This window comes from Pseudomonas sp. A25(2017) (assembly GCF_002001065.1).
GTDB lineage: Bacteria > Pseudomonadota > Gammaproteobacteria > Pseudomonadales > Pseudomonadaceae > Aquipseudomonas > Aquipseudomonas kilonensis.
This window is the reverse complement of the sequence record NZ_MUOA01000095.1, coordinates 1-23,404: the sequence shown is the minus strand read 5'-3', so window position 1 is coordinate 23,404 and position 23,404 is coordinate 1. Positions and strand designations below refer to the sequence as shown.

The 23,404-nt window shown below is 60.8% G+C and carries 24 protein-coding genes; 13 read left to right on the top strand and 11 right to left on the bottom strand.

All coding sequences use genetic code 11. From position 1 onward, the window contains the following. Positions 1 to 88 precede the first annotated feature (88 nt). Positions 89 to 829, bottom strand: a complete 741-nt coding sequence (locus B0E42_RS24685) for an SDR family oxidoreductase (protein WP_018608821.1) — start codon at positions 827 to 829, stop codon at positions 89 to 91. Between the two features lie 116 nt (positions 830 to 945). On the opposite strand from B0E42_RS24685, the gene B0E42_RS24680 reads away from it, so the two are divergent. The 4 genes from B0E42_RS24680 to mgrA all read left to right on the top strand — a co-directional run bounded on the left by B0E42_RS24680 (position 946) and on the right by mgrA (position 3,738). After that, positions 946 to 1,836, top strand: a complete 891-nt coding sequence (locus tag B0E42_RS24680) for a LysR family transcriptional regulator (protein ID WP_077508045.1) — start codon at positions 946 to 948, stop codon at positions 1,834 to 1,836. Positions 1,837 to 1,965: 129 nt separating this feature from the next. Next, complete coding sequence (locus tag B0E42_RS24675; RefSeq protein ID WP_018608816.1) at positions 1,966 to 2,148, top strand: type II toxin-antitoxin system HicA family toxin; 183 nt, start codon at positions 1,966 to 1,968, stop codon at positions 2,146 to 2,148. Between the two features lie 92 nt (positions 2,149 to 2,240). Further along, positions 2,241 to 2,642, top strand: coding sequence for a type II toxin-antitoxin system HicB family antitoxin (locus B0E42_RS24670; RefSeq protein WP_077508048.1), 402 nt, complete (start codon positions 2,241 to 2,243; stop codon positions 2,640 to 2,642). 58 nt (positions 2,643 to 2,700) lie between these two features. Next, positions 2,701 to 3,738: an L-glyceraldehyde 3-phosphate reductase gene (gene mgrA / locus B0E42_RS24665; RefSeq protein WP_018608812.1), complete on the top strand. Its 1,038-nt coding sequence runs from the start codon at positions 2,701 to 2,703 to the stop codon at positions 3,736 to 3,738. Between the two features lie 196 nt (positions 3,739 to 3,934). On the opposite strand, the gene tauD is transcribed toward mgrA, so the two are convergent. The 7 genes from tauD to B0E42_RS24630 all read right to left on the bottom strand — a co-directional run bounded on the left by tauD (position 3,935) and on the right by B0E42_RS24630 (position 12,349). After that, complete coding sequence (gene tauD / locus B0E42_RS24660; protein WP_077508042.1) at positions 3,935 to 4,777, bottom strand: taurine dioxygenase; 843 nt, start codon at positions 4,775 to 4,777, stop codon at positions 3,935 to 3,937. Positions 4,778 to 4,827: 50 nt separating this feature from the next. Continuing rightward, complete coding sequence (gene tauC / locus B0E42_RS24655; protein ID WP_018608808.1) at positions 4,828 to 5,667, bottom strand: taurine ABC transporter permease TauC; 840 nt, start codon at positions 5,665 to 5,667, stop codon at positions 4,828 to 4,830. Beyond that, complete coding sequence (gene tauB, locus B0E42_RS24650) at positions 5,664 to 6,458, bottom strand: taurine ABC transporter ATP-binding subunit (RefSeq protein ID WP_053177621.1); 795 nt, start codon at positions 6,456 to 6,458, stop codon at positions 5,664 to 5,666. Before tauB ends, tauC begins: the two co-directional genes overlap by 4 nt. A 21-nt stretch (positions 6,459 to 6,479) precedes the next feature. After that, on the bottom strand, positions 6,480 to 7,457 hold the full coding sequence (gene tauA / locus B0E42_RS24645) for a taurine ABC transporter substrate-binding protein (protein WP_077508039.1): 978 nt from the start codon (positions 7,455 to 7,457) through the stop codon (positions 6,480 to 6,482). A gap of 330 nt (positions 7,458 to 7,787) precedes the next feature. Further along, positions 7,788 to 9,371 carry a glutamate--cysteine ligase gene (gshA, locus tag B0E42_RS24640; protein ID WP_077508036.1) on the bottom strand — a complete coding sequence of 528 codons (1,584 nt, stop codon included), beginning with the start codon at positions 9,369 to 9,371 and terminating at the stop codon, positions 7,788 to 7,790. Positions 9,372 to 9,641: 270 nt separating this feature from the next. Continuing rightward, complete coding sequence (locus B0E42_RS24635; protein WP_014336033.1) at positions 9,642 to 10,025, bottom strand: PaaI family thioesterase; 384 nt, start codon at positions 10,023 to 10,025, stop codon at positions 9,642 to 9,644. Continuing rightward, positions 10,025 to 12,349, bottom strand: a complete 2,325-nt coding sequence (locus B0E42_RS24630; protein ID WP_077508033.1) for a Tex family protein — start codon at positions 12,347 to 12,349, stop codon at positions 10,025 to 10,027. The genes B0E42_RS24635 and B0E42_RS24630 overlap by 1 nt, the downstream gene beginning before the upstream one ends. 356 nt (positions 12,350 to 12,705) lie before the next feature. Between B0E42_RS24630 and ompR the strand changes: the two genes are divergently transcribed. Both ompR and B0E42_RS24620 read left to right on the top strand, forming a co-directional pair. After that, positions 12,706 to 13,446 carry a two-component system response regulator OmpR gene (gene ompR / locus B0E42_RS24625; RefSeq protein WP_003196691.1) on the top strand — a complete coding sequence of 247 codons (741 nt, stop codon included), beginning with the start codon at positions 12,706 to 12,708 and terminating at the stop codon, positions 13,444 to 13,446. Between the two features lie 114 nt (positions 13,447 to 13,560). Then, positions 13,561 to 14,874 (top strand): ATP-binding protein, encoded by a 1,314-nt coding sequence (locus B0E42_RS24620; RefSeq protein WP_018608795.1) that lies wholly within the window; start codon positions 13,561 to 13,563, stop codon positions 14,872 to 14,874. Positions 14,875 to 15,039: 165 nt separating this feature from the next. Here B0E42_RS24620 and rimK read toward each other — a convergent pair whose 3' ends face one another. Both rimK and B0E42_RS24610 read right to left on the bottom strand, forming a co-directional pair. Next, positions 15,040 to 15,945: a 30S ribosomal protein S6--L-glutamate ligase gene (gene rimK, locus B0E42_RS24615; RefSeq protein WP_003196697.1), complete on the bottom strand. Its 906-nt coding sequence runs from the start codon at positions 15,943 to 15,945 to the stop codon at positions 15,040 to 15,042. After that, entirely contained in the window at positions 15,942 to 16,406 is a 465-nt protein-coding gene (locus tag B0E42_RS24610; protein ID WP_172436084.1) for an ATP-dependent zinc protease, read from the bottom strand. Before B0E42_RS24610 ends, rimK begins: the two co-directional genes overlap by 4 nt. 254 nt (positions 16,407 to 16,660) lie before the next feature. On the opposite strand from B0E42_RS24610, the gene B0E42_RS24605 reads away from it, so the two are divergent. The 3 genes from B0E42_RS24605 (at position 16,661) to B0E42_RS24590 (ending at position 19,941) form a co-directional block, all read left to right on the top strand. Next, positions 16,661 to 17,065 carry an RNA-binding S4 domain-containing protein gene (locus tag B0E42_RS24605; RefSeq protein ID WP_077508030.1) on the top strand — a complete coding sequence of 135 codons (405 nt, stop codon included), beginning with the start codon at positions 16,661 to 16,663 and terminating at the stop codon, positions 17,063 to 17,065. A gap of 250 nt (positions 17,066 to 17,315) precedes the next feature. Then, complete coding sequence (hslO, locus tag B0E42_RS24600) at positions 17,316 to 18,218, top strand: Hsp33 family molecular chaperone HslO (protein WP_018608788.1); 903 nt, start codon at positions 17,316 to 17,318, stop codon at positions 18,216 to 18,218. Positions 18,219 to 18,396: 178 nt separating this feature from the next. Continuing rightward, entirely contained in the window at positions 18,397 to 19,941 is a 1,545-nt protein-coding gene (locus B0E42_RS24590; RefSeq protein ID WP_014336039.1) for a phosphoenolpyruvate carboxykinase, read from the top strand. A 77-nt stretch (positions 19,942 to 20,018) separates the two neighbouring features. On the opposite strand, the gene B0E42_RS24585 is transcribed toward B0E42_RS24590, so the two are convergent. Next, entirely contained in the window at positions 20,019 to 20,372 is a 354-nt protein-coding gene (locus B0E42_RS24585) for a DUF1493 family protein (RefSeq protein WP_024619125.1), read from the bottom strand. A 189-nt stretch (positions 20,373 to 20,561) separates the two neighbouring features. Here B0E42_RS24585 and B0E42_RS24580 point away from each other — a divergent pair, with 189 nt between their 5' ends. The 4 genes from B0E42_RS24580 to B0E42_RS24565 all read left to right on the top strand — a co-directional run. Beyond that, on the top strand, positions 20,562 to 21,773 hold the full coding sequence (locus tag B0E42_RS24580) for a colicin E3/pyocin S6 family cytotoxin (RefSeq protein ID WP_077508027.1): 1,212 nt from the start codon (positions 20,562 to 20,564) through the stop codon (positions 21,771 to 21,773). Then, positions 21,770 to 22,009 carry a hypothetical protein gene (locus B0E42_RS24575; RefSeq protein WP_053177627.1) on the top strand — a complete coding sequence of 80 codons (240 nt, stop codon included), beginning with the start codon at positions 21,770 to 21,772 and terminating at the stop codon, positions 22,007 to 22,009. Before B0E42_RS24580 ends, B0E42_RS24575 begins: the two co-directional genes overlap by 4 nt. Before the next feature lie 38 nt (positions 22,010 to 22,047). After that, positions 22,048 to 22,284, top strand: coding sequence for a hypothetical protein (locus B0E42_RS24570; protein WP_053177630.1), 237 nt, complete (start codon positions 22,048 to 22,050; stop codon positions 22,282 to 22,284). A gap of 181 nt (positions 22,285 to 22,465) precedes the next feature. After that, the coding region (locus tag B0E42_RS24565) for an ATP-dependent DNA helicase RecQ (RefSeq protein ID WP_139353217.1) at positions 22,466 to 23,404 on the top strand (939 nt) is incomplete at its 3' end.

Below are 23,404 nucleotides of genomic sequence, written 5' to 3'. Positions count from 1 at the left end.
AGGCTCGCTCCCACACGGGAAATCACATAACCCTGTGGGAGCGAGCCTGCTCGCGATAGCGGTTTAGCTGGCGACGCAGGAAAAAGCCTCAGACCAGCCCGCCGTTGGCCCGCAGGATCTGCCCGTTCACCCAGCCGGCAGCCGGGCTCACCAGAAACGCGATGATGCTGGCAATGTCTTGCGGCTGGCCGAGGCGCTCCAGGGGCGGCATCTTGGCGTAGTGCTGCACCTGCTCCTCACTCTTGCCATGCATGAACAGTTCGGTCGCGACGGGGCCGGGGGCCACGGCATTGACCGTGATCTGCCGACCACGCAGTTCCTTGGCGAACACCTGGGTCAGGGATTCCACTGCGGCCTTGCTGGCGATGTACACCGAATAGCCGGGCAGGTTCAGGCCCACGGTGCTGCTGGAAAAATTCACGATCCGGCCACCGTCATTCAAACGGGTCGCGGCCTCGCGCAGGGTATTGAAGGTGCCACGGGTGTTGATGGCGAACGTCTGGTCGAACAGCTCGTCGCTGTGCTGCGCCAGGGGCATCACCTGGAGGATGCCGGCGTTGTTGATCAACACGTCGACCTTGCCCAGTTGCGCTTCGGTTTCATCGAACATCCGACGAACATCGGCGGCAGAGGACACGTCTGCCTTCACCGCTATGGCTTGGTGGCCGGCCTGGCGCAATTGCACCACCAACTTGGACGCCTCGCTGGCGCTGTTGGCGTAGTTGATGACGACGGCGAAACCCTCGCTAGCCAGTTGCTTGGCGATTTCGGCGCCGATGCCGCGGGAAGCACCGGTAACGATGGCAACTTTGGACGTTTGAGTCGGCATGCTTGAGTCCTCTTGAAGTGGGTGAGGCCAGGTTCACATGTTTACTCTCGGCGATAAATGCCCGAAAGTTGCCTTGACTGTTCAACAATCACTAACAATAAAGGCGCCGGATTCAGATGGATCAAGTCAGAGCGATGAAGGTGTTCGTGCGCATCTACGAGCGAAGCAGTTTCACCCTGGCCGCTGAAGACTTGAACATGCCACGGGCCACGCTGACCCACATCCTCAATCAATTCGAAGCCTGGCTGGGCGTTCGCTTGTTGGAACGCAGCACTCGCAAGGTGCGCCCGACCCTCGATGGCGAAGCCTATTACCCACGCTGCGTGCAATTGCTGGCGGAACTTGAAGAAGCCGAACTGGCGTTTCGCGGCGTGGCGCCCAAAGGCAAGTTGAGGGTGGACTTGCACGGAACCCAGGCACGGTATTTCGTGATTCCGGCGTTGCCGCAATTCATGGCCCGTTATCCCGAAATAGAACTGTTCATCAGCGAGGCCGATCGTTTCGTCGACCTGATTGCCGAAGGCGTCGATTGCGTGCTGCGCTCCGGTGAGCTGGCGGATTCGTCATTGATCGGCCGGCGTGTCGCCAATCTCCGGCAGATCACCTGTGCCAGTCCCGGTTACCTGCGCCAGTACGGTGAGCCGAAAAGCCTCGATGACTTGAAACATCACAGAGCGGTGAACTACGTCTCGCGGACCACCGCCAAACTCTATCCGTTTGAGTTCATGGTCGATGGCGAGCTCAAGGAGGTCCCGATCGGGGGCTCGCTGTCGGTGTCCGGCGCCGAAATCTATGCCGCCTCGGCCATCGCCGGCCTGGGCCTGATCCAATGCCCGCATTACCGGATGCAAGAGCCGATCCGCCAGGGCCTGATGCAGGAAGTGCTCACCGCCACCCCACCACCGTCCATGCCTGTGTCGGTGCTCTATCCGCAGAACCGACTCATGTCGCCGCGGGTTCGTGTATTCGTGGATTGGGTGGCGGAGGTGTTTGCGCAGGCGCGATGACCGAGTGGTGATGGCGGTGCATTGGCTGGAGAGTTGAGCTAAAATTTTTTCAGGGTGTGTATTGTGTGTATCGAAATCATCTTTCGCAGCTAGAGTTTTCCGGCAGAGCTGTCGAATAAGGCAAAGGTGATGCGAAGTCGGGAAATGATCAGGAAGATCGAAGAGGATGGTTGGTATCTAGTGGCAATCAAGGGTAGCCATCACCAGTACAAACACGCCTTCAAGGCTGGGAGGGTGACGATCAAACACCCTGACGCCGATCTGCCCAGAGGCACGATCAATAGCATATTGAAACAGGCGGGCCTGAAATGAAGCCCATGACCGATTACGAAATCCCCGATGGGGATGCATTGTTATCAGACCGGTTGCTGCGGTTGCCGGATCTGGAGGAAGGATTCGTCCACATGAAATTTCCGGTCGTTCTGCACAAGGATGCCGATTCCGAATACGGAGTGACGGTCCCGGATGTACCGGGTTGTTTCTCCGCAGGCAGTACCGTGAGCCAGGCATTCGAAAATGTGAAAGAAGCGCTCTCGTTGCACTATGAAGGTCTGATAGCCGACGGCGAACTGCTGCCGCAGATCCATGAAATTGACGATCATCTCGACGATCCGCAATACGCCGGTGGGATATGGGGGGTGGTTGAGTTTGATGTCACGCCCTATTTCGGGAAATCAGTGCGGTTCAACGCCACACTGCCCGAGCAATTGCTTGAACGCATCGATCAAACCGTGCGACGTGACCAGCGTTACAGCTCGCGTTCGGGTTTTCTGGCTGCGGCGGCCTTGCGCGAACTTTCAGCCTGACCGATGCGTCTGTGAAGTGTTAGCTTCTGCCACCAGCGTCCGAACAGAGAGCCTTTCGATGACCTACACCGCTGCGCAAGACCGCTACGAGTCCATTCCTTATCGCCGTGTCGGTCGCAGCGGGCTGGTGCTGCCGGCGCTGTCGCTGGGGTTGTGGCACAACTTTGGCGACAGCACGCCTATCGATACCCAGCGCGCCTTGCTGCGCACGGCGTTTGACCTGGGCATCAACCACTTCGACCTGGCAAACAACTACGGCCCTCCCTACGGCAGCGCCGAGATCAATTTCGGCCGGTTGCTGCGCGAAGATTTCAAGCAGTACCGCGATGAGTTGATCATCTCCAGCAAGGCCGGTTGGGACATGTGGCCGGGCCCCTACGGCCAGGGCGGTGGCTCGCGCAAATACGTGCTCGCCAGCCTCGACCAGAGCCTGCAACGCCTGGGGCTGGACTATGTGGATATCTTTTATTCCCACCGCTTCGACCCCGACACCCCACTGGAAGAAACCGCCAGCGCACTGGCCACTGCCGTACAGCAGGGCAAGGCGTTGTACATAGGCATTTCCTCGTATTCCGGGGTGAAGACCCGGGAAATGGCGGCGCTGCTCAAAGAGTGGAAAGTCCCGCTGCTGATTCACCAGCCGGCCTACAACCTGCTCAACCGCTGGGTAGAGAAAGACCTGCTGGACGCCACCGACGAACTGGGTACCGGTGTGATCGCTTTTACGCCACTGGCCCAGGGCCTGTTGACCGACAAGTACCTCAAGGGTATTCCGGCCGATGCGCGGGTGAATCGGCCGGGCGGCGGCTCTTTGCAGGCTTCGCACCTGTCGGAGGAAAACATCGCCCATGTACGTGCCCTTAATGAGATCGCCCAGCGGCGCGGCCAAAGCCTGGCGCAAATGGCCCTGGCCTGGACCCTGCGCGATCCCCGCGTGACCAGCGCGCTGATTGGTGCCAGCCGGCCGGAGCAGATTATCGAGAACGTCGGGGCGCTGAAGAACCTGAGCTTCAGTGCTGAAGAACTGGCGCAGATCGATCGGTTTGCCCTGGAGGGCGGGATCAATCTTTGGGAGAAGCCTTCGTCGGCTGAGTAACGAATCGGCTGATCTGCAGTGATCAGCTGAATACACAATCTTGTGGCGAGGGGATTTATCCCCGCTGGGCTGCGTAGCAGCCCCAAATCCTGTCACCCCGGTGTGTCAGGCCGATCGCATTTAGATGTATTGGGGCTGCTGCGCAGCCCAGCGGGGATAAATCCCCTCGCCACAAGAGCAGTCCAGATTCAGTGCCTCACCTGAAAAACGGCACATCCCCCAACACCGTCGCCCGGTGCATCACCCGGCGGGCGGGGCGGTAGTCATCGACGGCAAAGTGCTGGGTGACGCGGTTGTCCCAGAACGCCACGTCGTTGACCTGCCAGCGCCAGCGAAGGGTGAACTCCGGGCGGGTGGCGTGGGCGAAGAGCAGTTTCAGGATCACCTCGCTTTCGGTTTCCGACAGCTCGTTGATCCGTGTCGTGAAGCCTTCATTGACGAACAGCGACCGTCGCCCGCTCACCGGATGAGTGCGGATCACCGGATGGGACAGTGGCGGGTTTTTCCGCCGTGCCGCTTCCCAGCGCGCCAGGTCTTCGGCGGTGTTGCCAAACCGTTCCAATGGAAAGGACCGGGTGAAATCGTGGGTCGCTGTCAGGCCTTCCAGCAAGCGTTTCAAAGGGGCTGACAGCGCTTCGTAGGCCGCGATGCCGCTGGCCCACAACGTGTCGCCGCCAAACGCCGGCAGTAGCTTGGCGCTGAGCACCGCGCCCATGGCCGGCGTCGGTAAAAAAGTCACGTCGGTGTGCCACACGGCGTTGTCGCGGACATCGGTGACGGCGGTGTCGAGCACCAATACTTCGGGCTGCTCCGGTACGTTGGGGTAGATCGGGTGAATGTGCAGGTCGCCAAAATACGCGGCGAAACGCGCTTGTTGCGTCGGGTCGATCGGCTGGTCGCGAAAGAACACCACCTGATGCTTGAGCAAGGCCTGCTCGATGGCCTCGCGATGTTCCGGGCTCAGCGGCTGGCTGATATCGATCCCACTGATCTGCGCGCCGAGGGCTGTGCTCAAGGGAGTAATGGTCGGGCGGTTCATCGTCGTGTTCTCGGATTGGGGCGCCGAATGGTCGGCGTGGTCATTGGCTATCAATGGGCCAGGCCGTGCCATGGCACCAGTTTGCGTTGCAGGGCGCGCAGGCCCATTTCCATGGCGAAGGCGATCAGCGCGATCACCAGGATCCCCAGCACCACCACATCGGTGACCAGGAACTGCGCCGCTGACTGCACCATGAACCCCAGGCCGCTGGTGGCGGCGATCAGCTCGGCGGCCACCAGCGTCGACCAACCCACGCCCAGGCCAATGCGAATGCCGGTGAGAATGTCCGGCAGGGCACTGGGCACGATCACGTGGCGAATCAACTGGGCCCGCGTGGCGCCCAACGATTGCGCCGCGCGTAGCTTGGCCCGGTCGACCGTGCGCACGCCGGTGGCGGTGGCAATGGCAATCGGGGCGAAGATCGCCAGGTAGATCAACAGCACCTTCGACAACTCGCCGATGCCGCACCAGATCACGATCAACGGCAAGTACGCCAACGGCGGAATCGGCCGGTAGAACTCGATCAACGGGTCGAGCACGCCGCGCGCGATGCGGTTGGCGCCAATGGCGATGCCCACCGGCACCGCCGTCAGCACCGCGAACAACAGGCCCAGGCCGATGCGTTCAAGGCTGGCGGCCAGGTGCTGCCAGAGGGTCGAGTCCATGTAGCCGCGGGTCGCCAGCAGCCAACCTTTTTGCAGTACGGCAGACGGCGAGGGCAGGAACAGCGGTTCGATCAGGCCGCTGGCGGTGACGGCCCACCAGACCGCCAGCAGTGCGATCAGGGTCAAGCCGCTGATCCAGCGCGTACTCAGGCTGGGCCTCAAGCCGCCGGCCGGGCGCTTGCTCGTCGTTTCACTGACGGCGGCTGGAATTTCGTAGCTGCTCATGCGCGCTCCTGTGGCCGAGTGGCGCTGCGTTGGGAGAACACCTTGGCGAGCACATGTTCGCGGGTTTCGATAAAGCGCGGGTCGGACTTGATCGACCGCGCCGATTCCCCGGCCCCGTAGCGCTGGCCGAAATCCAGGCTCAGGCGCTCGACGATCTGCCCCGGGTTCGGTGCCAACAGAATCAAGTCAGTGGCGAGGAACACGGCTTCTTCAATGTCATGGGTGATCAGGAACACCGGCTTGGCGGTGCGCTGCCAGACCTGCAGCAACAGTTCCTGCATCTGCTCGCGGGTGAAGGCGTCCAGCGCCCCGAAAGGTTCGTCCATCAACAGCACGCGCGGGTCGGCCGCCAGTGCCCGGGCCAGGCCGACGCGTTGCTTCTGGCCGCCGGAGAGCTGCCAGACACGGCGTTGCTCGAAACCGGCCAGGTCCACCAGGGCAAGCATTTCCCGGGCCCGGGCTTCGCGCTGTTGCTTGCCGACCCCGGCCAGTTCCAGGCCGAACCCAACGTTTGCCAGCACGTCCTGCCAAGGCAGCAGTGCATCGTCCTGGAACACCACGCCGCGCTCGGCGCTCGGGCCCTTGACCGGCGTGCCGTCGAGGGTGATCTGCCCGGCGCTGGGCTCGACGAACCCGGCAATCAGGTTCAACAGCGATGTCTTGCCACTGCCGGACGGGCCGAGGGCAACCAGCAATTGCTGGGGCCCCAGGGTCAGTGAAATATCCGCCAGCACAGGTTCTGCCGCGCCGGGGTACTGTGCGCTGATGCGCTCCAGCTGTAGCAAGGCCATCGCGTGTCTCCCTTTTTTCGCTCAACGAGTGATGTATTTGGCGCTGACGTAAGGCGCGTAGTCCGGCAGCACGGCTTCGACCTTGCCTTGCTCCTTGAGGAACGCTGCGGTGTTGGTGATGGCTTGGGTGGTCGGTGCGCCGAGGCTCACGACCTGATCGGCCGCCAGGGGAAAGACGTTGCCTTGCAGCAACAGCGGGATATCGCTGGCCTTGGCGCCGGAGAGCTTCACCAGTTTGTCGACGTTGGACGCATCGGCCAGCCAGGCTTGTGGGTCCTTGCGGTAGTGGGCGTAGGCATCCAGGGTGACTTTGGCGAAGGCAGTAACAATTTCAGGGTGCTTCTGGGCGAAGTCCTTGCGCACGATCCAGGCGTCGAAGGTCGGTGCGCCGAACTTCGCCAGTTCCGCGGACGTGATCAGGACCTTGCCGTTTTCCTTGGCCACGCCGAGGGCCGGGTCCCAGACGTAGGTGGCGTCGATGTCGCCGCGCTTCCAGGCGGCGATGATGGCCGGTGGCGCCAGGTTGAGCACGGTGACTTTCGACGGGTCGATGTTCCAGTGCTTCAACGCGGCGAGCAGGCTGTAATGGCCGGTGGACACGAACGGCACGGCGATCTTCTTGCCGATCAGGTCTTGCGGGGAGTTGATGCCGGAACCGTCACGCACCACCAAGGCCTCGGCGGCGCCGATCTGGGTGGCGATGAGGAAGGTTTCCACCGGGACCTTGCGGGTGATGGCCGCCGTCAACGGGCTGGAACCGAGGTAGCCGATCTGCACGTCGCCCGAGGCGATGGCGGTGATGACATCGGCGCCGTTGTCGAACTTGCGCCAGTCGATCTTGGTTTGGGTGGCTTTTTCATAGGCGCCATCGGCCTGGGCGACTTTGGCCGGGTCGACGGTGGTCTGGTAAGCGACGGTCAGGTCGGTCGCCTGGGCAAAAAGACTCGTTGCAGCCAGGGAGGCGGCCGCGAGAAGGCGAAGGGGGAAACTCAAAGACATGGGAAAGCTCCTCAACAGGCCACCGGATGGTCGGCGTTGGAGGAGACTAAATGATCTAAGAATTGGGAAATAAATAACTTTTTCGAATGAGCTTATTTTCGAAAAAATCTATGCAAGGGGCAGAAATGGGAGTTGTACATGGCTTTTGTGGCGAGGGGATTTAGCGAAACGTCGCACCGCCCCGCTGGGCTGCGTAGCAGCCCTAAAGCTCCTCTTCAGTGTGTCAGACAGATCGCTTCCCGCCGTTTTGGGGTCGCTTCGCAACCCAGCGGGGATAAATCCCCTCGCCACAAAGCTGCATCCCCACGCAGGAATCATGGGAATGCTCGGTTAGTTACTGATCGCCAGGATGCTCGCCTGATACGAACCCACGAACACGTCGAAATCCCCCACCTCGTTCTGTTCCAGATCGGCCTGTTGGACCAGTGATTCCCGGGCGGTTTCTTCGAATGCAGCCTGTTCCTGGGCAGGCAAAGGCTCGGCGCGGAAGAACTCGGCGTGAGCCTTGCTTTGGCGCAGGGAGAACTGGGCGAAGCTTTCCTGATGTTCGGCCATGGCGGCCAGTACCTGGGCGGAGGGGGTCAGGGACGGGTCGCGGACTTTCGCCAATTGCGCGTCCAGCGCCTGGCGGTGGGCATCGCCACCTTGGCTCTGGTCGAGCAGCGAGGCCAGCGGGGCGATTTTTTCCAGCAATTCGACGGCCCAGGCCTGCATGTCCACCGATTGACCCTGGCGCTGCAATTGCAGGCCAGGCTTGCGGCCTTCCTTGACCACGGTCAGGAAGTTGCTCGTGGCGTTGCCGCATTCGTTGTTTTCCAGCTGCGGGCTGTCATTGAGGCCGCAATACAGCAGGAACGCATCGAGGAATCGCGACTCGGTGAGGTCGATGCCCATCGGCAGGAACGGGTTGATGTCCAGGCAACGCACTTCGACGTACTGGATACCCCGGGCCATCAAGGCCTGGATCGGCCGCTCTCCGGTGTAGGTCACGCGTTTGGGGCGGATGTTGGAGTAGTACTCGTTTTCGATCTGCAGGATGTTGGTGTTGAGCTGCACCCACTCGCCGTTCTGGTGAGTGCCGACTTCGACGTACGGCGCATAAGGCGTCGCCACCGCTTTGCGCAGGCTGTCGGTGTAACTGGCCAGGTCGTTGTAGCAAGGCGTGAGGCCGGCCTGGGCGTTGCTCTGGTAACCCAGGTCGCTCATGCGCAGGCTGGTGGCGTAGGGCAGGTACAGGGTGTCCGGGTCCAGTTGCTCCAACTGGTGCGGGCGACCGCGCAGGAAACCGGCGTCCAGGGCCGGCGAGGCACCGAACAGGTACATCAGCAACCAGCTGTAGCGGCGGAAATTGCGGATCAGCGCGATGTAGGCCGACGACTGGAAATCACGGTCGCTGGTCTCGACGCCTTCGGCCTGCCGAAGCAGGGGCCAGAGCTTTTCCGGCAGGGAAAAGTTGTAGTGGATCCCGGCAATGCATTGCATGGTCTTGCCGTAGCGCAGGGCCAGGCCCTTGCGATAGACGTACTTGAGACGACCGATGTTCGAGGTGCCGTAATACGCGATCGGGATGTCCTCTTCCGCCGGCAGTGGGCACGGCATCGAAGGGCTCCACAGGTACTCGTCGCCGAGTTTGCTGTAGGCAAACCGGTGGATCTTGTCGAGGCTGCGCAGGGTATCGGCCGGGTTGGCCAGGGCTGGCGTGATGAACTCCAACAGCGACTCGGAATAGTCGGTAGTGATCTGTTCGTTGGTCAGCGCCGAACCCAGGGCTTTGGGATGCGGGGTCTGCGCCAGGTGCCCATCGCCGGTGACGCGCAGGCATTCACGCTCGATGCCGTGCAGGCACCGTTCGAGCAGGGAGAGGTTGGCGCGCTCGCCGAGCAGGGCCAGGCGGCGGTTTAAAAGGTCGCTCAAGTTGAATTCCTTCACGCGTCAGTCGCCCCAATATGGGGGTGGGCAAGACGGTCTACAAGGGTGAAGTTAAAACTGGCGTTTTCGCCTGGTTTTCATGCTGCCAAAGACAATCATCACACCCCCTGTGGGAGCGAGCCTGCTCGCGATAGCGGTCTGTCAGTCAACTTTTATGTTGACTGGTCCACCGCTATCGCGAGCAGGCTCGCTCCCACAAGGGGTTTCGGCGCGGCATTCATGGCATCGAAATTACCGCAAATCGATGACAGGGAGCTATAGGACAGCGAACGTGCCTTGCGCTTTTGCGACCAGTTTGTCGCCTTGCATCACCTCGGCCTCGACCACCAGCGTGCGTCGGCCCGGGTGGATGACCCGGGCGGTGCACAACACGTCGCCGTCGGACACGGCGCGAATGTAGTTGATCTTGCATTCGATGGTCGCGCTCTGCTGGTCAAAGCCATGGACACTGGAGCAGGCCAGTCCCATGGCGATGTCCACCAGGCTGAACAGCGCGCCGCCGTGCAGCTTGCCGCCGCGATTGCGCAACGGCGGCTCAAGGCTCAGGGCGACTTGCGCCACCCCGTCCCCAAGGCTGTGCAAACGGCAGCCGAGCAGCTTGAAGAACGCGCTCTCCACCAACCCGGCTGGCACGTCCATCAGCGTTTCTTCAACTGCTTGGCGTTGGCGAACAACGAAGCCATGGCGTTGTTGGACGGAGCCGCGGTGGTGGTCTCCTTGCGTGGCGCGGTGTTCTGCGACTGACGAGGCGTCGAGCCAGGACGTGCACCACGGGCACCGTCGACTTTCTCGCCCGGCGTGTCGCTCATGCGCATCGACAGGCCGACGCGTTTGCGCGGGATGTCGACTTCCATGACCTTCACTTTCACCACATCACCGGCCTTCACCGCTTCGCGCGGGTCCTTGATGAACTTCTCGGACAAGGCCGAGATGTGCACCAGACCGTCCTGGTGCACGCCGATGTCGACGAAGGCACCGAAGTTGGTGACGTTGGTCACCACGCCTTCGAGGATCATGCCTGGTTGCAGGTCCTTGAGGTCTTCGACGCCGTCCTGGAACTCGGCGGTCTTGAACTCGGGGCGTGGGTCGCGGCCCGGTTTCTCCAGTTCCTGGAGGATGTCGGTGACGGTGGGCAGGCCGAAGGTTTCGTCGGTGAATTTCTTCGGATCCAGGCGCTTGAGGAACCCGGCGTCACCGATCAGCGAACGGATGTCGCGGTCGGTCTGGGCGGCGATGCGTTGCACCAGCGGGTAGGCTTCAGGGTGGACCGCGGAGGAGTCCAGCGGGTTATCGCCGTTCATCACCCGCAGGAAGCCGGCGGCCTGTTCGAAGGTCTTTTCACCCAGGCGCGGGACTTTCTTCAACGCGGCGCGGGTCTTGAACGCGCCATGTTCGTCACGGTGGGTGACGATGTTCTGCGCCAGGGTGGCGTTCAGACCGGAGATACGCGCCAACAACGCCACCGAAGCGGTGTTCACGTCCACGCCCACGGCGTTCACGCAATCCTCCACCACCGCGTCCAGGCCGCGGGCCAGTTTCAGTTGGGAAACGTCGTGCTGGTACTGGCCGACACCGATGGATTTCGGGTCGATCTTCACCAATTCCGCCAGCGGGTCCTGCAGGCGACGGGCGATGGACACCGCGCCACGGATCGACACGTCCAGGTCCGGGAATTCCTTGGAAGCCAGTTCCGACGCCGAGTAAACCGAAGCGCCGGCCTCGGAGACCATGACCTTGGTCATCTTCATGGCTGGGTATTTCTTGATCAGCTCGGCGGCCAGCTTGTCGGTCTCACGGCTGGCGGTGCCGTTGCCGATGGCGATCAAGTCCACCGAATGCTTGGCGCACAGGGCGGCGAGCACGGCGAGGGTCTGGTCCCACTTGTTGTGCGGCACGTGCGGGTAGACCGTGGCGTGGTCCAGCAGTTTGCCGGTGGAGTCCACCACCGCCACCTTGCAACCGGTGCGCAGGCCCGGGTCCAGGCCCAGGGTGGCGCGTGGGCCGGCCGGTGCGGCCAGCAGCAGGTCGTGCAGGTTGTGGGCGAACACGTTGATCGCCTCGGTCTCGGCGTTATCGCGCAACTCGCCCAGCAGGTCGGTTTCCAGGTGGGTGTAGAGCTTGACCTTCCAGGTCCAGCGCACCACCTCGGCCAGCCATTTGTCGGCGGCGCGATTCTGGTTCTGGATGCCGAACTGCTGGCCGATCATGCCTTCGCACGGGTGCATGGTGCCGGGCAATTCTTCACCGACTTTCAGTGCGGAGCTGAGAATGCCTTCGTTGCGACCACGGAAAATCGCCAGGGCACGGTGGGACGGCATGCTCTTGAGCGGTTCGTCGTGTTCGAAGTAGTCGCGAAACTTCGCGCCTTCCTCTTCCTTGCCGGCGATCACCCGGGCGCTGAGGGTGGCTTCCTGCTTGAGGTAGCTACGCAGTTTTTCCAGCAGGTTGGCGTCTTCGGCGAAGCGCTCCATGAGGATGTACTTGGCGCCTTCCAGCGCCGCTTTTACGTCCGCCACGCCTTTTTCGGCATCGACGAAGCGCGCGGCTTCGGTTTCCGGGGCCAGGGTCGGGTCGTTGAACAGGCCGTCGGCCAGCTCGCCGAGGCCGGCTTCCAGGGCGATCTGGCCCTTGGTGCGGCGCTTTTGCTTGTAGGGCAGGTACAAGTCTTCGAGGCGGGTCTTGGTGTCGGCCAGCTTGATGTCGCGCTCAAGTTGCGGGGTCAGCTTGCCCTGCTCCTGGATGCTGGCCAGGATGCTGATGCGCCGTTCGTCGAGTTCTCGCAGGTAGCGCAGGCGTTCTTCCAGATGCCGCAATTGGATGTCATCGAGGCTGCCGGTCACTTCTTTCCGGTAACGGGCGATGAAAGGCACCGTGGAACCTTCATCGAGTAGCGCGACGGCCGCTTCGACCTGTTGTGGGCGTACGCCGAGTTCCTCGGCGATGCGGCTGTTGATGCTGTCCATAAAACCACCTGACAAATTGTGAAATCAGGCTCGCCACCGCAGAAGCCGGGCTCGGCGAGACTGGTTGAGCGGCCTGGCATGCGCCGCTGCCTGGGTCAAAAGGCTGCCTGTTGACCCGCGAAATTCAAAAAGTGCTGCCTGGCCAAGGGGAAAAAATGGCACGCCGGGTCACGATCCGGCATTCCCTGGCACAAAAGGCCGCGCATTATAACCAGCGTTCCGTCCTGAGGGGGGGACATGGTCTGTAGGCTTGATGCCCGGATTTGTGGAGATAGAGGAAAAATCTGCTAACAATGCACACCGTGCGTATAACGGCAGCTAGGCCATAATGCGCGCCGAGATCAAAGGAGCTTCCTATGAGCAGCACTGCACAAACTGCTGAAGGCGAAAAAATTCTTATTGTTGACGACGATCCGGGGCTGAGCAGCTTGCTGGAACGCTTTTTCGTCAGCAAGGGCTACCGCGCCCGCACCGTACCGAACACCGAGCAAATGGACCGACTGCTGGCCCGTGAAGTGTTCAACCTGGTGGTGCTCGACCTGATGCTGCCCGGTGAAGACGGCCTGACAGCCTGCCGCCGCCTGCGCGGTGCCAACAACCAGATCCCGATCATCATGCTCACCGCCAAGGGCGACGAGCTGAGCCGTATCAAGGGCCTGGAACTGGGCGCCGACGATTACCTGGCCAAGCCGTTCAACCCCGACGAGCTGATGGCCCGCGTCAAGGCGGTGCTGCGTCGCCAGTCGGCGCCGGTACCTGGCGCGCCAGGCAGCGAAGATGAGAGCGTGACCTTCGGCGACTATGAGCTGTCCCTGGCCACTCGCGAGCTCAAGCGCGGTGATGAGGTCCATATGCTCACCACCGGCGAGTTCGCGGTGCTCAAGGCGCTGGTGATGAACGCCCGCCAGCCGCTGACCCGCGACAAGTTGATGAACCTGGCCCGTGGTCGTGAATGGGATGCGCTGGAGCGCTCCATCGACGTGCAGATTTCCCGCCTGCGTCGGATGATCGAACCCGATCCTTCCAAGCCGCGGTACATCCAGACCGTCTGGGGCGTGGGTTATGTATTCGTACCGGATGGCGCCGCCAGCAAGTGATCGGCGATTTGTAGGAGCGGGTGGCCTGGCCGGTTGAAATGTCTTCTTCCAGGCGACTCGCGGTCTGTCATTGTGCGAGCATCGCTCGCTCCTGCAAGTGTGTAGCGGTTATTCATGAAAACCCCCGTTTGGTTCCCCCAGAGTTTCTTCTCCCGCACCCTCTGGCTGGTGCTGATCGTCGTGCTCTTCTCCAAGGCACTGACGCTGGTGTACCTGCTGATGAACGAAGACGTTCTCGTGGACCGGCAGTACAGCCACGGTGTTGCCTTGACCCTGCGGGCCTATTGGGCGGCGGACGAAACCAACCGAGCGAAAATTGCCGAGGCGGCGACGCTGATCCGCGTTGTCGGTGCCGGCGTGCCGGAGGGCGAGCAGCACTGGCCCTACAGCGAGATCTATCAACGCCAGATGCAGGCCGAACTGGGTGCCGATACCGAGGTGCGATTGCGCATGCACTCGCCGCCGGCGCTGTGGGTGCGGGCCCCGAGCCTGGGGGATGGCTGGCTGAAGGTGCCGTTGTACCCGCATCCGCTGCGCGGCCAGAAAATCTGGAACGTGCTCGGCTGGTTCCTGGCCATCGGCCTGCTGTCGACGGCGTCGGCGTGGATCTTCGTCAGCCAGCTCAACCAACCATTGAAACGCCTGGTCTACGCCGCCCGCCAACTGGGCCAGGGGCGCAGCGTGCGGCTGCCCATCAGCGATACGCCCAGCGAAATGACCGAGGTCTACCGTGCCTTCAACCAGATGGCCGAGGATGTCGAACAGGCCGGGCGCGAGCGTGAGTTGATGCTCGCTGGCGTCTCCCATGACCTGCGCACGCCGCTGACCCGGCTACGGTTGTCGCTGGAGTTGATGGGCGAGCACACCGACCTGACCGACGAGATGGTCCGCGACATCGAGGACATGGACGCGATTCTCGACCAGTTCCTGGCGTTCATTCGCGACGGTCGTGACGAGTCGGTGGAAGAGGTGGACCTCAGTGAATTGGTGCGGGAGGTGGCCGCGCCCTATAACCAGAACGATGAGAAATTGCACCTGCGCCTGGAGCCGATCCAACCGTTCCCGTTGCGCCGTGTGTCGATGAAGCGCTTGCTGAACAACCTGATCGGCAATGCGCTGAACCACGCAGGCACCGGTGTCGAAGTCGCGGCCTATGTCTCCGGTGACACCAGCGCGCCTTATGTGGTGCTGAGCGTCATGGACCGTGGCGCCGGCATCGATCCCTCTGAGCTGGAAGCCATTTTCAACCCCTTCACTCGCGGTGATCGCGCCCGGGGCGGGAAGGGCACGGGGCTGGGCCTGGCCATCGTCAAGCGCATCGCCTCGATGCACGGCGGCAATGTCGAGCTGCGTAACCGCGTCGGTGGTGGGCTGGAAGCTCGAGTGCGCTTGCCGTTGGGCTTGATGCTGCCTCGGGATGCGGTGTAGCGGCTTTTCTCAAGTAAGACAGAGAACCTGTGGGAGCGAGCCCTGTGGGAGCCGAGCTTGCTCGCGATGAACGATAACAGGGTCTTCCAGTAGACCGAGGCGCCTTCATCGCGAGCAAGCTCGGCTCCCACAAAGGCCCGCTCCCACAGGTTTTGTACTGGTGCGTTAACCCTTGCCCTTGGTCCGGGTCATGTTCGGCCCGCCATTCTTTTCCAGATGCTCGATGATGATCCCGGCCACGTTCTTGCTCGTGGTGGTCTCGATCCCTTCCAGGCCTGGCGAGGAGTTGACCTCCATCACCAGCGGTCCGTGGTTGGAACGCAGGATGTCCACGCCGGCCACGGCCAGGCCCATGACTTTTGCGGCCCGCAGGGCGGTCATGCGTTCCTCCGGTGTGATCTTGATCAGGCTGGCGCTGCCACCGCGATGCAGGTTGGAGCGGAACTCTCCGGGCTTGGCCTGGCGTTTCATCGAGGCAATCACCTTGTCGCCCACGACGAAGCAGCGAATGTCCGCGCCACCGGCTTCCTTGATGTACTCCTGGACCATGATGTTCTGCTTCAGGCCCATGAACGCCTCGATCACCGATTCCGCCGCCGTTGCGGTTTCACACAGGACCACGCCGATGCCCTGGGTACCTTCCAGCACCTTGATCACCAGCGGTGCGCCGTTGACCATCGCAATCAGGTCGGGAATGTCATCGGGGGAATGGGCAAAACCGGTGACGGGCAGGCCGATCCCGCGCCGTGACAGCAACTGCAGCGAGCGCAGCTTGTCCCGGGAGCGGGCGATGGCCACCGACTCGTTGAGGGGAAACACCCCCATCATTTCGAACTGACGCAACACGGCGCAGCCATAGAACGTCACCGATGCGCCGATGCGCGGGATCACCGCATCGAACCCTTCCAGCGGCTTGCCACGGTAATGGATCTGCGGCTTGTGGCTGGCGATGTTCATGTAGGCGCGCAGGGTATCGATCACCACCATTTCATGGCCTCGTTCGGTCCCGGCTTCAACCAGGCGACGAGTGGAATACAGACGCGGATTACGCGACAGCACAGCGATCTTCATGCAACACCTGTGGCAGAGGTAGTGGACACCGGGAATGCCGGCTTGTCTTGAACGTATTTGGTACCCGGATTGACCACCAGTTGGCCGTCGATCAAGGCTTTGGAACCCAGTAACAGGCGATATCGCATGGATTTGCGGCAGGCAAGGGTGAACTCGACCCGCCAGACCCGGTCACCCAGCGCCAGCGTGGTGCTGATCACGTAGCGGACCTGAGCGTGGCCGTTGGAACTCTTTATGGTCTTGCGGGCCACCAGTGGCGCTTCGCAACGGCGATGGCGCAACTGCACCACGGTGCCGAGGTGCGCCGTGAAGCGCACCCACTTTTCGCCATCGCGCTCGAACGGCTCGATGTCGGTGGCATGCAGGCTGGAGGTGCTGGCGCCGGTGTCGATTTTTGCCCGCAGGCCCACGACTCCCAGATCCGGGAGCGCCACCCACTCGCGCAGACCGACAACGGTCAAATGGTCAAAAGTCTTCAATAAAAAAACCTGCGATCAGTACATCGGATCGTGGACTCCGCGAATCGCGGTATTCACGCAGAATAATCACAAAATGGCGACAGTTATCTACGCACTTGTTTGTGCTTGTAACCGATTGCGACCCAAGCCATGTGTGTGACGGTGGTTCGGCGGGCATTCTATCCATCGAGCCGGATTCGTGCGCTCGACAAAAACGGTAGTACAGTTCTGGCTATTGGCAGAAAAGAGGAAACGCAGTGGTACAAAAAAAGGAAGAGGACGACAAGGTCCGTCTCGATAAATGGTTGTGGGCGGCGCGATTCTACAAGACGCGAGCCCTGGCCAAGACCGCCATCGAAAGCGGCAAGGTCCATCACCGGGGAGAGCGTTGCAAGCCGGGCAAAGAGCCACGCGTTGGCGATGAATTTGTCATTCGCACCGGCTTCGATGAAAAGACCGTGGTGGTCGAGGCCCTGTCGATCGTGCGTCGCGGCGCGCCTGAAGCGCAGGCGCTGTATCGCGAAACCGAAGCCAGTATCGCCAAGCGTGAAACCGCCGCCGCGCAACGCAAGGCCGGCGCCCTGGGGGTCAGCACCGACGGCAAGCCGAGCAAGAAGCAGCGCCGGGACCTGTTCAAGTTTCGTGGCAGCAACAACGAATAGAACATCGGTCATTCGAGGCTATCCGTGGCGAGGGAGCTTGCTCCCGCTGGGCTGCGCAGCGGCCCCAAAATCTTACGGTCGCTGCGCAACCGAGCGGGAGCAAGCTCCCTCGCCACAATGTGTCAGCCTACACATTCAGATGAGGCGTCAGCCCCTTCCCGTCAGGCAAACCCAAGCCTTGCTTGGAACCCACCCTGAATGCCCATAAAATGCCTGCCATCATTTGTCATCACCTCAGATACCAGACCCTATGACTGATTTACCGGATACCGACTACACCCAACGTTTCATCTTCGATGACAGCGACGCCCGTGGCGAGCTGGTGGCGTTGGAGCGTAGCTACGCCGAAGTCCTCGCCAAGCACCCCTACCCGGAGCCGGTCGCACAAATGCTCGGCGAGCTGATGGCGGCTGCGGCGTTGTTGGTGGGCACCTTGAAGTTCGATGGCTTGCTGATTCTCCAGGCGCGTTCCGATGGTCCGGTGCCGTTGCTGATGATCGAGTGCTCCAGTGAGCGCGAAATCCGTGGCCTGGCCCGTTATGACGCCGAGCAGATCGGGCCTGACGCAACGCTGGCCGATATGATGCCCAATGGCGTGCTGGCCCTCACGGTCGATCCGACCCAAGGCCAGCGTTACCAGGGAATTGTCGATCTGGACGGGGCAACCCTGGCCGATTGCTTCACCAACTACTTCGTCATGTCCCAGCAGACCAATACCCGCTTCTGGCTCTACGCCGACGGGCGGCGCGCTCGCGGTTTACTGCTGCAGCAACTGCCTGCCGACCGCCTGCGTGACCCGGAAGAACGCGACGCCAGTTGGCAGCACGTCACCGCTCTGGCCAGCACCCTGAGCGCCGATGAGCTGTTGAGCCTGGACAACGAAACCGTGTTGCATCGCCTCTATCACGAGGAGCAGGTACGCTTGTTCGACGGACAGCCGTTGCGCTTCCAATGCAGTTGCTCTCGTGAACGTTCCGCCAATGCGCTGGTCAGTCTGGGTCTGGAAGATGCGCAGCAACTGGTGATCGAGCATGGCGGTGCCATCGAGGTCGATTGCCAGTTTTGCAACGAGCGCTACCTGTTCGACGCGGCGGACATCGCTCAATTGTTCGCGGGTGCGGGTGTCGACACACCGTCAGATACTCGTCACTAAAACGTTTCAGCGCAGGTAAATCTCCTGGCAAGTGCCGGATTTACGCCGTACTGACGGGAGGGCCCTACTCTTTTTGGGGTTTTCTGGCATAATCCGGCCCACTTTTTTCGGGTAGTAGTGCGCGACTTCCTACTACAAAACGTTTGGAGCACTCGGCCACGGGCCGACGGGGAATCTCATGACGCAAGCCAATAACGCCGTGTACACCGATCTGAGTGTCGATGATCTGGTCAAAGAAGCCCTGAATCGCGGTGAAGGCGAGCTTGCCGATACTGGCGCGCTGGTTGTTCGTACCGGTCATCGTACCGGTCGCTCGCCAGTCGACCGTTTCATCGTGGAAGAGCCAACCACCCAGGACGCCATCGCCTGGGGCCCGATCAACCGCAAGTTCCCGGCCGACAAGTTCGATGCCCTGTGGAGCCGCGTCGAAGCCTACCTGGGCGAGCGCGAGCGTTTTGTATCCCACGTGCATGTAGGCTCCGACCCTGCGCACTACCTGCCAGTCAAGATGACCACCGAGACCGCGTGGCACAACCTGTTTGGCCGTTGCCTGTTCATCAACCCCGAGCAGTACAACGCCGGTGGCAAGGACGAGTGGCAGATCCTCAACGCGCCGAACTTCGTTTGCGAGCCTGAGCGTGACGGCACCAACTCCGACGGTACCGTGATCATCAACTTCGCGGCCAAGAAAGTGCTGATCGCCGGCATGCGCTACGCCGGTGAAATGAAGAAAGCCCTGTTCTCCGTACAGAACTTCCTGCTGCCGGCCGTTGACGTGCTGCCGATGCACTGCGCCGCGAACATGGGCGAAGAAGGCGATGTGACCCTGTTCTTCGGCCTGTCGGGTACCGGCAAGACCACCCTGTCCGCCGACGAAAGCCGTTACCTGATCGGTGACGACGAGCACGGCTGGGGCGTGGGCGTGGTCTTCAACATCGAAGGCGGCTGCTATGCCAAGTGCATCGACCTGTCCGAGAAGAACGAGCCGGTTATCTGGAAAGCCATCCAGCACGGCGCCGTACTGGAAAACGTCGTCCTGGACCCGGTCACCAAGAAAGCCGACTACGCCGACGACAGCCTGACCCAGAACAGCCGCGCCGCCTACCCGCGTGAGCTGATCGAAAAACGCGCACCGAAAAACCTCGGTGGCGAGCCAAACGCCGTGATCTTCCTGACCTGCGACCTGACCGGTGTACTGCCGCCAGTGTCGATCCTCAGCGAAGAACAAGCCGCCTACCACTTCCTGTCCGGCTACACCGCGCTGGTGGGTTCGACCGAAATGGGTTCGGGCAGCGGCATCAAGTCGACCTTCTCCACCTGCTTCGGCGCCCCGTTCTTCCCGCGTCCAGCCGGTGAGTACGCTGAGCTGCTGATCAAGCGCATCCGTGGTTTCGGCTCCAAGGTCTACCTGGTCAACACCGGCTGGACCGGCGGCGGCTACGGCGTTGGCAAGCGCTTCAACATCCCGACCACCCGTGCGGTGATCGCGGCGATCCAGAGCGGCGCGCTGATCGGTGCTGAAACCGAACACCTGGACATCATCAACCTGGACGTGCCACTGGCTGTTCCAGGCGTCGAGACTGTCCTGTTGAACCCACGCAACACCTGGGCCGACAAAGCTGCCTACGACGAAGCGGCCAAGGCATTGGCCGGTCTGTTCACCGAGAACTTCAAGAAGTTCGACGTGAGCGACGCGATCAAGGCTGCAGGCCCGCAGCTGTAAGGCTTGGTTAGCGAATGAAAAAACCGCCCTTTATGGGCGGTTTTTTTATGGGCGACTATTTGAGGCGCCCCGATCAGCTAGGCCTCTTCCACTTCCCGCGTATCCCATCGTTGCGCCTTGATCGCCTTGTAAAGCATGCCGATGGTCAGTGGCATCTTGTTCCCACGGCCCTTGGCTCTGCGCTTTTGAAACACATCAAATCCTTCAGGCTGAAAATAGCGGTAGGCATCGTAGTCGATGAGCTCGATGGCGAAGCGCTCCTCCAGTGCCTCCATCAGATGCCGGGCGTCCGCGCCATCGCAACCCAGGTCGAGATTGATCGCGGTGTCCAGCCGGATGGTCTTGCGTTCAGGCAGGCCGATTTCTTCGTGGAGCAGCTCCATGAGCTGGCGCATGGTGTGATCGTCGGGGAAGTCTGGGGCGAGGTGCATGGCGGGGGTTCCGGGATGTTGGCGTGCGTCCGTCTGGAGGGAAAGTTTAGGGGGAATCGCAGGCCATTGGAAAAAGAAGAAAGGTCTCACAGTAGTCTCGGAACCGTCTGCTGAGTATTTCCCTGGCCGCTCGGTAAGGTTCGCCACGCCCTTTCAATGGGGGTAACGGCGACCGAGCAGGGATGAAGCATGACGAAAGGAAAGACCAGTGTTCCGCAGGTCTGGGAGCATTACGGTGGCGATCGGGGCTACAGGATCCTGCGGGACATGACCCCCAGCGAACTGGCAAAAAGAGATGTCGATCAACACGCCTATGAGGCCATGCTCGCCAGGCAGACGGCGTACATGAGCGAGCGTCTGGCCCAGATCCGCGAAGCATTACCTTCCGACGTGAAGGGTTGCGTATTTGCCAAGTCCTGCAAGCTGCCTGATTCGGTGATCGACTATCACAACCCGAGCGGCTACATCCCGACTGAAGCCCTGAGGGAGTACGGCCAATTTACCTTGTTGGGTGGCCGTCAAGCTGACGAGTCAGGGCGCATTCAGCTTAAGAGTATCAGTGGGTCGTTACCGGCAAGCTTCGGTACGTTTGCCTTGGGTCGGACGATGCCGGTCTCCCTTGGTGCTGCTGCCGGGGCTGCTGGCGCGATCAGCGCTCCTGTGGCGGCGGGTGTACTGATCGGTCTGGTGGGGTTGCTGATGCCCTCGAACCTGGGTGACGGTTCGTTGTACACCGAAGAGCAACTGCGCTCCCTGGAGCAGGCACGTACGCGGGTGCGGTTGCATGTCGAAATCCAGGCCGATGGCACGCTCAAGGGATACGGCTACAACACCCAGGCGCGACGTGGCTGGGAAATGATTCCTGTGGTGACGTTCCAGGCTCGCGGCGAGCAGCAAGTGGCGGACTTTGGCGAAGGGGTCGAGTTGATCTGGACGCCGGCAGTCGATCCTTCCGCGACGCTGGGCATCCCGGCGCTGGAGGCCGCGCCACAGGCTCCGCACATCTGGATTTTTCCGCCGACGCCTGCGGCGGACAGCATCATCGTCAACCCGATCTATCCGCCGGAGTACAAGGATTTCATTCTTGTGTTTCCGGCGGATTCTGGGGTTTCGCCGCTTTATATTGTTTTAAATCTTCCGGGGGATCATAAATATTATAAAGCTCCGGAAAAATTGATTGCCTTTCCTGATGCTGTGCGCACCGACCGTAAAACTCGGGTTAAAGGTGGTGGCGCCCTCAGAAAACGCTGGAAAACACTTAAGGGAACTATTCTTGAATGGGATTCTCAGCACGGAACAGTCGAGATGTATAACAAGCGTGGATTACATCTCGGTGAGTATGATCCGACTACAGGAGAACAAACCAAGCCCGCAGATAAAACCAGGAGCGTTGAGCCATGATTTATATAATTGAAGCCTTCGAGAAAAAAACCGGATTCCTCGCTTTTGAGGAGAGGTTACCGGAGGGGCATGACGAACATCTAAAGAAGATTATGGGGTGGGCTAACGAACAGCAGGGCTGGGAGGGCTATGACCTCACAAACTCACAGCTTAATGAGTTAGAAGGAATTTTAGGAAAGCGTATTTACAATCCTGACTACATTTTTCAAATTAGTTGCAATGATTACACACAGTGAAAATTGCTGGGAGAGGTTCAATGGTTTCGGGTATTTAGATGGCGCGTAACGAATTTTGGGTGCTAGGTTTCCATTCAGATAAGAATGAATTGGTTTTTGAACAGCTCGTCAGTTTGTCTGTGGAGGATTTGAAGCCTGTAATGCAATGGGTGTTCAACGATGATCACATTGGCGTGGATTTCAGGCTTTCTATGAAGCAAGTGCTTGAAATCGAACGGTTGGCATCATTGGTTTTTCCTCAAGGACTGGATCTTTATTTAACGTCTTATGACTGAACACCAAGCTCAAACTGTCAGCTATCAAACGTCTTCGCGCTTGCGTTGACTCCCGAGTCGATCAGCGTCACGGCCATTCAGGCTGTATCATCCCGTATCGATTCGACCCCGACCTTTTCTCGACTCGCTGCATTGTCCCGCTAGGCTTTGGGCATCGCAGCAGTCAAAGGAGCGACCGCGCATGCACAGCACCCTGGAACAGGTTTTCGGTTATCCACAGTTTCGTCCCGGTCAGGAGGCGGCCATCGGCGCCGTGCTGGCCGGTCGGTCGGCGGCGGCCATTTTCCCCACCGGCTCGGGCAAGTCCCTGTGTTATCAATTGTCGGCCCTGCTCTTGCCGCACCTGACCCTGGTGGTCTCACCGTTGCTGGCGCTGATGCAGGACCAGTTGGCGTTCCTCAAGCGCCACGGCATCGCGGCGGCGAGTATCGATTCGGCCCAGGGCCGTGACGAAACCAACGATGCCATGGCGCGGGCCCGTTCGGGCGAGTTGAAGATCTTGATGATCTCCGTGGAGCGCCTGAAGAACGAGCGCTTTCGCAATTTCCTGCAGCAGGTGCCGATCTCGTTGCTGGTGGTGGACGAGGCCCACTGTATTTCCGAATGGGGGCATAACTTTCGACCTGACTACCTCAAGCTTCCCGATTACCAGAGCGAGTTCAATATTCCTCAGGTATTGCTGCTGACGGCCACCGCCACACCCAAGGTCATCGCGGACATGCAGGCGAAATTCGCCATCGCCGCCGCCGATGTGGTGACGACCGGTTTCTACCGGTCGAACCTCAATTTGCTGGTCGAGCCCGTGCTGGGTGCCGACAAGCGCGCACGGCTGGTGCAATGGCTGGGCGAGCGGGCCGGGCAACCGAGCATTGTCTACGTCACCTTGCAGCGAACCGCCGAGCAGATCGCCGAACACCTGGGCCAGCACGGTATCGTGGCCGAGGCCTATCACGCCGGTTTGCCCCATGAACAACGCGAAGATATCCAGCGGCGGTTCATGGGCGGGCAATCCAATTGCATCGTCGCGACCATCGCTTTCGGCATGGGCATCGACAAGAGCGATATCCGCAATGTCGTGCATTTCGATCTGCCCAAGTCCATCGAGAACTACAGCCAGGAA

Bases quoted from the DNA above. Each gene is read 5' to 3' on its own strand.
- tauA (WP_077508039.1), bottom strand. From the start codon at position 7,457: ATGTCTTTGAGTTTCCCCCTTCGCCTTCTCGCGGCCGCCTCCCTGGCT.
- rimK (WP_003196697.1), bottom strand. From the start codon at position 15,945: ATGAAGATCGCTGTGCTGTCGCGTAATCCGCGTCTGTATTCCACTCGT.
- B0E42_RS24635 (WP_014336033.1), bottom strand. From the start codon at position 10,025: ATGGACGTGCCAGCCGGGTTGGTGGAGAGCGCGTTCTTCAAGCTGCTC.
- tauB (WP_053177621.1), bottom strand. From the start codon at position 6,458: ATGGCCTTGCTACAGCTGGAGCGCATCAGCGCACAGTACCCCGGCGCG.
- ompR (WP_003196691.1), top strand. From the start codon at position 12,706: ATGAGCAGCACTGCACAAACTGCTGAAGGCGAAAAAATTCTTATTGTT.
- B0E42_RS24620 (WP_018608795.1), top strand. From the start codon at position 13,561: ATGAAAACCCCCGTTTGGTTCCCCCAGAGTTTCTTCTCCCGCACCCTC.
- B0E42_RS24585 (WP_024619125.1), bottom strand. From the start codon at position 20,372: ATGCACCTCGCCCCAGACTTCCCCGACGATCACACCATGCGCCAGCTC.
- B0E42_RS24675 (WP_018608816.1), top strand. From the start codon at position 1,966: ATGCGAAGTCGGGAAATGATCAGGAAGATCGAAGAGGATGGTTGGTAT.
- B0E42_RS24590 (WP_014336039.1), top strand. From the start codon at position 18,397: ATGACGCAAGCCAATAACGCCGTGTACACCGATCTGAGTGTCGATGAT.
- tauD (WP_077508042.1), bottom strand. From the start codon at position 4,777: ATGAACCGCCCGACCATTACTCCCTTGAGCACAGCCCTCGGCGCGCAG.
- B0E42_RS24630 (WP_077508033.1), bottom strand. From the start codon at position 12,349: ATGGACAGCATCAACAGCCGCATCGCCGAGGAACTCGGCGTACGCCCA.
- mgrA (WP_018608812.1), top strand. From the start codon at position 2,701: ATGACCTACACCGCTGCGCAAGACCGCTACGAGTCCATTCCTTATCGC.
- B0E42_RS24685 (WP_018608821.1), bottom strand. From the start codon at position 829: ATGCCGACTCAAACGTCCAAAGTTGCCATCGTTACCGGTGCTTCCCGC.
- B0E42_RS24570 (WP_053177630.1), top strand. From the start codon at position 22,048: ATGGCGCGTAACGAATTTTGGGTGCTAGGTTTCCATTCAGATAAGAAT.
- tauC (WP_018608808.1), bottom strand. From the start codon at position 5,667: ATGAGCAGCTACGAAATTCCAGCCGCCGTCAGTGAAACGACGAGCAAG.
- B0E42_RS24575 (WP_053177627.1), top strand. From the start codon at position 21,770: ATGATTTATATAATTGAAGCCTTCGAGAAAAAAACCGGATTCCTCGCT.
- B0E42_RS24670 (WP_077508048.1), top strand. From the start codon at position 2,241: ATGAAATTTCCGGTCGTTCTGCACAAGGATGCCGATTCCGAATACGGA.
- B0E42_RS24580 (WP_077508027.1), top strand. From the start codon at position 20,562: ATGACGAAAGGAAAGACCAGTGTTCCGCAGGTCTGGGAGCATTACGGT.
- hslO (WP_018608788.1), top strand. From the start codon at position 17,316: ATGACTGATTTACCGGATACCGACTACACCCAACGTTTCATCTTCGAT.
- B0E42_RS24680 (WP_077508045.1), top strand. From the start codon at position 946: ATGGATCAAGTCAGAGCGATGAAGGTGTTCGTGCGCATCTACGAGCGA.